7 protein-coding genes are annotated in these 6,650 nt (G+C 32.5%); all 7 read left to right on the plus strand.

Annotated features, from left to right (window positions below):
- The first annotated feature begins 10 nt into the window (after nucleotides 1-10).
- A complete protein-coding gene (locus LQ686_RS03045; protein ID WP_025905363.1) occupies nucleotides 11-826 on the plus strand; it encodes a YmfK family protein in 816 nt (271 codons plus the stop codon).
- 20 nt (nucleotides 827-846) lie between these two features.
- Nucleotides 847-1,242: a helix-turn-helix domain-containing protein gene (locus LQ686_RS03050; RefSeq protein ID WP_037587819.1), complete on the plus strand. Its 396-nt coding sequence runs from the start codon at nucleotides 847-849 to the stop codon at nucleotides 1,240-1,242.
- Between the two features lie 64 nt (nucleotides 1,243-1,306).
- A complete protein-coding gene (pgsA, locus tag LQ686_RS03055; protein ID WP_037587820.1) occupies nucleotides 1,307-1,888 on the plus strand; it encodes a CDP-diacylglycerol--glycerol-3-phosphate 3-phosphatidyltransferase in 582 nt (193 codons plus the stop codon).
- Nucleotides 1,889-1,945: 57 nt separating this feature from the next.
- On the plus strand, nucleotides 1,946-3,094 hold the full coding sequence (locus tag LQ686_RS03060; RefSeq protein ID WP_025905366.1) for a CinA family nicotinamide mononucleotide deamidase-related protein: 1,149 nt from the start codon (nucleotides 1,946-1,948) through the stop codon (nucleotides 3,092-3,094).
- A gap of 211 nt (nucleotides 3,095-3,305) precedes the next feature.
- Nucleotides 3,306-4,319, plus strand: coding sequence for a recombinase RecA (gene recA / locus LQ686_RS03065; RefSeq protein WP_049319417.1), 1,014 nt, complete (start codon nucleotides 3,306-3,308; stop codon nucleotides 4,317-4,319).
- A gap of 218 nt (nucleotides 4,320-4,537) precedes the next feature.
- Nucleotides 4,538-6,097: a ribonuclease Y gene (gene rny, locus LQ686_RS03070; RefSeq protein WP_239733162.1), complete on the plus strand. Its 1,560-nt coding sequence runs from the start codon at nucleotides 4,538-4,540 to the stop codon at nucleotides 6,095-6,097.
- Nucleotides 6,098-6,294: 197 nt separating this feature from the next.
- Entirely contained in the window at nucleotides 6,295-6,621 is a 327-nt protein-coding gene (locus LQ686_RS03075) for a hypothetical protein (protein ID WP_025905369.1), read from the plus strand.
- The last annotated feature ends 29 nt before the right edge of the window (nucleotides 6,622-6,650 follow it).

The raw sequence follows: 6,650 nt of genomic DNA on the forward strand, positions 1-6,650 counted from the left end.
GGTGGTTATTATGGAAGAAGTCATTAAAAAAGAATGGTACTTAGAATACGATATACAAGTAAATAGAGCAGGTTTATTAGGGGATATCTCTAGTTTGCTTGGTATATTAGGTATTAATATCATAACGATAAATGGTGTCGATCAAGGCCGAAGAGGGCTACTCATTAAGACAGATGATATGAATAAGGTTAAACGTTTTGAAAATATTGTTAAAGAAATTGATGATATCACAATTAAAAAATTACGTACACCAGGCTTAAGAGATCGATTAGCGGTAAGACATGGTAGATATATTAAACGAGATGTTGATGACAAAAAGACTTTTAGATTCGAAAGAAAAGATTTAGGTTTGCTAGTTGATTTTATGGCAGAACTGTTTAAAGAGAACCGTCATAAACTGATTGGTGTGAGAGGTATGCCAAGAGTAGGTAAAACTGAATCGGTTGTTGCCGCAAGTGTGTGTGCCCATAAAAAATGGTTGTTTATTAGTTCAACACTTATTAAGCAAACTGTAAGAAGCTCTTTATTAAAAGGTGAATATAGTGATGAAAATGTTTATATTATTGATGGGGCTGTAACGTCTAAACAAACCGACGAAAAGCATAAACAACTCGTTAGAGAAGTTATGAGTTTACCAACAATTAAAGTAGTAGAACATCCTGATTTATTTGTACAGCGCTCTGAATATAGCCTTGAAGATTTTGATTATATTATTGAACTAAGAGAAACAGAAGACCAAGAAATTACATATGAGCAATTAAATAAAAATGATTTATTTACAAATGACAATATGGCATTTGGAGATGGATTTGGATTTTTTGAATAAATTGTTTGAGGTGAATATATTTGAAATATATTGGAGAAACGTTAAGAAGTAAAAGAGAACAATTAGGGATGACTTTAGTTGAACTTGAAGAAAAAACAAAGATACAACGACCATTTTTAATGATGATTGAAAAGAATGAATTTGAAAATCTACCAAATCCCGATTATACAAGAGGTTTTATAACGAAATATGCTTCGGCAATCAATATGAGTGCACCAGAATTAATTGATAAACATCAAAGTGAGTTGCCTAAAACAGCACCTTCTGCTAAAGAAGCTTTTAGACAGCTTACGCAAGAAAAAAGAAGCCAAACTGAAATATCAGAGAATAAAATGGTAGCTAAACTCATAACACAAATGGTTACGTTCTTTGGTATATGTTTAATTGGATGGATATTATTAATAATTATCATTTAATTATATATAGTATTGATTTATAATAGTATTATTATGCAGTTGTAAGAAAAGAAGGAGAACGAATATGAATATTCCTAATCAATTAACAGTATTACGTGTTATTTTAATACCTGTATTTGTTTTATTTTTACTTGTAGATTTTAATATGGGTGACATGCATTTCTTATTTGGACAAGAAATGAGAATAGAACAATTTATAGCTGGTATTATATTTATTTTAGCTTCTGTTACAGATTGGTTTGATGGCTATTTAGCGAGAAAATGGGAACTTGTTACAAACATGGGGAAATTTTTAGACCCTCTAGCTGATAAATTATTAGTAGCGAGTGCATTAATTGCATTAGTAGAACTTGATAAAGTATCATCAGTTATTGCTATTATCATCATTGCTAGAGAATTTGCTGTAACAGGTCTAAGATTACTTCAAATTGAACAAGGCTTTGTAAGTGCAGCTGGTCAATTAGGTAAAATTAAAACGGCTGTCACTATGGTTGCAATCGTATTTATCCTATTACAAGAACCATTCTCTACTTTATGGCAAATTAATCTTGGGCAATGGCTCATGTATATTGCTACTTTCTTTACAATTCTATCTGGTATAGAGTATTTTTATCATGGTAGAGATGTATTTAAAGGATCAAAATAATAACAACATTTAACCTACAACATTTCGTTTGTAGGTTTTTCTGTAGGAGGCAAAAGTATGAAAGTTAGTATTTTAAGCGTAGGTACTGAAATTTTATTAGGACAAATTGCTAACACAAATGCACAGTTTATATCAAAAGTACTTAATGAACTCGGTGCAAGTGTGATGAGACACGTTGCTGTAGGCGATAATCCTGGAAGATTAGAACGTACTTTTAAAGAAGAATTAGCGCATCATGACGTTGTGATTTTAACAGGCGGTTTAGGACCAACGAAAGATGATTTAACAAAACAAACTGTTGGTAAAGTATTAGGTAAATCGCTAGAAACAAATAAACAAGCTATGGATCAGATTGAACAATATTTTAAAAATGCAAACCGTACGATGACACCTAACAATAGACAACAAGCACTTGTTATTGAAGGTAGTGAAGTACTTAAAAATGACTTTGGTATGGCACCAGGCATGTATTTAGAAGTGGATGACAAAAAAGTCGTATTATTACCTGGTCCGCCGAAAGAACTTCAACCAATGGTCAATCAATATCTTGTACCTTTCTTCTTAAATGAAGAACGTGTCATCTTTTCAGAGTCGTTGAAATTTATGGGTATTGGTGAATCTAGTTTGGAAACAGAGTTGATTGACTTAATAGATAATCAATCCAATCCTACAATTGCACCACTTGCTGGTCAACATGAAGTATCACTTCGTATTACAGCTAACGCGAATACTAAACAACAAGCGATAGATTTAATCCAGCCTGTTAAAACAGAAATATTAAATAGAATCGGCGAATTTTATTACGGTAGTGATGATTTAACAGTTGAAGATGCTGTATTTAATGAATTAGACCAACCACTTGTTATCTATGATGGCATTACAGATGGCGTATTAAATGCGCGACTTAAGCTTTCTAAAGACAGCAAACAATATTTAAAATCATATCTCTTACAAAATTCATGGACTGATGAAATGTTGAATATTAGGCAAGATGATTCAATTGAACAAATTGCTAATAAGTTAAAATCAACATTTAATGTAGAAAGTGTTATCGTTTTAAAACAAGATCATAAAGAATCAACAGTATATATTTCACATATGCAAAAAAGGGAAAAATTTATTTCGTCATTAAGTCAATCATATGCTGGAAGACGTGATAGAATAAGCAATATAGCACTTATAAAGTTTTTGAACCAATTAAGGTAACTTGCAATAATTCATAAAATCGGTACTTATGTTCGCTTAATTTTAAAAAATGCGTACAAAAACACGAACAAATATTCGCTTTATGCTTGCAATTTAGAACAAAAGCATTTATAGTAATAATAGCTAATTAAACAAGTAAATTCATTTTATATATATAGGAGGTTATCGCGTGAACGAACGTCAAAAAGCACTCGATACAGTAATTAAGAATATGGAAAAATCCTTTGGTAAAGGGGCAGTAATGAAGCTAGGGGATAATACAAGTAGAGAAGTATCAGCAGTTTCTAGTGGCTCAATCACACTTGATAAAGCATTAGGTGTGGGTGGTTACCCTAAAGGACGTATCATTGAAATATATGGTCCAGAAAGTTCTGGTAAAACAACAGTAGCTTTACACGCTATCGCTGAAGCACAAAGACAAGGTGGCGTAGCTGCTTTTATTGATGCTGAGCACGCACTAGATCCTGTTTATGCTAAAAACTTAGGCGTAGATATTGATAACCTATATTTATCACAACCTGACCACGGTGAACAAGGTTTAGAGATTGCAGAAGCATTTGTTCGTAGTGGTGCAGTTGATATTGTTATTGTCGACTCAGTAGCTGCATTAACACCTAAAGCTGAAATTGAAGGTGAAATGGGAGATACACACGTTGGCTTACAAGCAAGATTAATGAGTCAAGCTTTACGTAAATTATCAGGTGCTATTTCTAAATCAAATACAACAGCTATCTTTATCAACCAAATTCGTGAAAAAGTTGGCGTTATGTTCGGTAATCCTGAGGTAACACCAGGTGGACGTGCGTTGAAATTCTATAGTTCTGTTCGTTTAGAAGTACGTCGTGCTGAACAATTGAAACAAGGTCAAGAAGTAGTGGGTAACCGTACTAAAATTAAAGTTGTTAAAAACAAAGTTGCGCCTCCATTTAGAGTAGCAGAAGTTGATATTATGTACGGTGAAGGTATTTCACGTGAAGGTGAATTAATCGACTTAGCAGTTGAATTTGATATTGTAGATAAATCAGGTGCTTGGTATTCATATAATGGAGAACGTATGGGTCAAGGTAAAGAAAACGTTAAGACTTACTTAAAAGAAAACCCAGCTATTATTGAAGAAATTGATGGAATCTTAAGAGATCAATTAGGCTTTAACGGTAAGAAGAAAGAAGAAGCTAAAAAAGAAGAAAAACCTAATGAGCCTGAACAAGAAACTTTATTAGACTAAATAGTATTTTGTCATTAAATTAAACATTCTATAGATTACGTTTCATTGTGTAATCTATAGAATGTTTTTTTATAAAAAATAGAATTAAAAATTAAAGTACATGTCCTTGACACTTGTACAAATTTAAACGTACAATTGAGTTGTATGATTCCATAGTTTCATTTAATCATATTTTTGTATATATAAGACGTAGAACCTAGATAGAAGGAGGTGTTTATGTGGACTTATTAACCCTCTTACTCATTTTGCTAGGAGTTATTCTAGGTGTTGTTGTAGGATACTTTTTCGCACATAATAGCTTAACGAAAAAGCAAGATCAAGCTCGTCAGTCTGCTCACTATATTATAAGTGAAGCTACTAAAGAAGCTGAGAGTCTTAAGAAAGAAAAGTTGATTGAAGCAAAAGAAGAAAATCAACAAATTAGAGATCATCTTGATAGTGAAATTAGAGAGAGAAGAAGTGACCTACAAAAGCAAGAAGCAAGATTACTTCAAAAAGAAGAAAATTTAGAGCGCAAATCTGATCTTTTAGACAAAAAAGATGAAATTCTAGAAAACAAAGAAGCTAAAATTGAAGAGCGACAACAACAGGTAGATGCAAAAGAGAGTAATGTTCAAGAAATAATAATGAAACATGAACAAGAACTAGAACGCATCTCCGGACTCACACGTGAAGAAGCTCGTAAAGAGCAATTCTCACAAGTAGAAGATGAACTGTCACATGATATTGCTGTACTTGTAAAAGAAAAAGAAAGAGAACTAAAAGCAAATGTCGATAAAAAAGCTAAAGAACTGTTGTCTATTACTGTACAAAGATTAGCAGCAGATCATACTTCAGAATCGACTGTATCGGTAGTTAATTTACCAAATGATGAGATGAAAGGACGTATTATCGGTCGTGAAGGTCGTAATATTCGTACTTTAGAAACATTAACAGGTGTAGATTTAATTATAGACGATACACCAGAAGCGGTTATTTTATCTGGATTTGATCCAATTCGAAGAGAAATCGCTAAGACAGCCTTAACTAATTTAGTATCTGATGGACGTATCCATCCAGGTAGAATTGAAGATATGGTTGAAAAAGCGAGAAGAGAAGTGGATGACCTAATGAGAGAATCAGGTGAACAAGCGACATTTGAATTAGGTATTCATAACTTACACCCAGAATTGGTTAAAATTTTAGGACGTATGAAATATCGTACAAGTTATGGCCAAAGTGTACTGAAACACTCAGTAGAAGTTGCACAACTTTCAGGAATGTTAGCAGCTGAACTAGGTGAAGATGTTACTTTAGCAAAACGTGCAGGTTTATTACATGATATTGGTAAAGCTATTGATCACGAAGTTGAAGGTAGCCATGTTGAAATAGGGGTAGAACTTGCAAAGAAATATCATGAACATGATACAGTCATAAATGCAATACACTCACATCATGGGGATGTAGAACCAACATCAGTTATTTCTATACTGGTAGCAGCAGCAGATGCATTAAGTGCTGCAAGACCTGGAGCTAGACGAGAAACTTTAGAAAATTATGTGAAACGTTTAGAAAGATTAGAAGAAATATCAGAAGGTTATCAAGGTGTTGAAAAAGCATTCGCAATACAAGCAGGTAGAGAGATTAGAGTAATCGTTTCTCCTGAAGATATTGACGACTTGAAAGCACATAGAATAGCTAGAGATATTAAAGATCAAATTGAAGGCGAATTACAATATCCAGGGCATATTAAGGTGACAGTTGTCCGGGAAATGAGAGCTACTGAATACGCTAAGTAGAAGAGTTCTCAAATTTTAAAAACCCTAACCGAATGCGGTTAGGGTTTTTTATGTTGTTATCAAAATAACTTTTGAACAATACAAAATTGTAGTATAATATATATGTATAATATGGAAGTGAAAAAATATTTAATGTAATTTAAACTGAAAACGATAAAACCATTCATAGTAGATTTATATAAAGTGAGGTGTGATATATGAATAATGACTACGTAACTAGAGCAGAATTTCAAATGCTAGAAAAACATATGAACACAAGATTTGATTTAATAGAAAGCTCTTTAAGAGAAGTAAAAAACGAATTGAAGAATGATATTAAAAGTGAAAGTCATCAAAGAATGATAGAATCTGAATCATTAAAAGAAGATATTATCAATTTAGTAGATCAAAAAATTAGCGCCAACATTAGTAATATGAAAGACGCTCAAAATAAATGGTTTATAGCAACCATACTCGTCGTACGGCTTTGTCAAATTAAGTGTGTAAGTTATTCAAGATACTTAATAACTCTATCTTTAATTTGATCATGTAAAAGAAGCTGGTTCATAACCAT

The sequence above is a fragment of the Mammaliicoccus sp. J-M41 genome (genome assembly GCF_022385935.1).
Classification (GTDB): domain Bacteria; phylum Bacillota; class Bacilli; order Staphylococcales; family Staphylococcaceae; genus Mammaliicoccus; species Mammaliicoccus sciuri_A.

Excerpts from the sequence above, each read along its gene's own strand:
- recA (WP_049319417.1), top strand. The coding sequence starts at position 3,306 with ATGGAAAAATCCTTTGGTAAAGGGGCAGTAATGAAGCTAGGGGATAAT.
- pgsA (WP_037587820.1), top strand. The coding sequence starts at position 1,307 with ATGAATATTCCTAATCAATTAACAGTATTACGTGTTATTTTAATACCT.
- LQ686_RS03045 (WP_025905363.1), top strand. The coding sequence starts at position 11 with ATGGAAGAAGTCATTAAAAAAGAATGGTACTTAGAATACGATATACAA.
- LQ686_RS03060 (WP_025905366.1), top strand. The coding sequence starts at position 1,946 with ATGAAAGTTAGTATTTTAAGCGTAGGTACTGAAATTTTATTAGGACAA.
- LQ686_RS03075 (WP_025905369.1), top strand. The coding sequence starts at position 6,295 with ATGAATAATGACTACGTAACTAGAGCAGAATTTCAAATGCTAGAAAAA.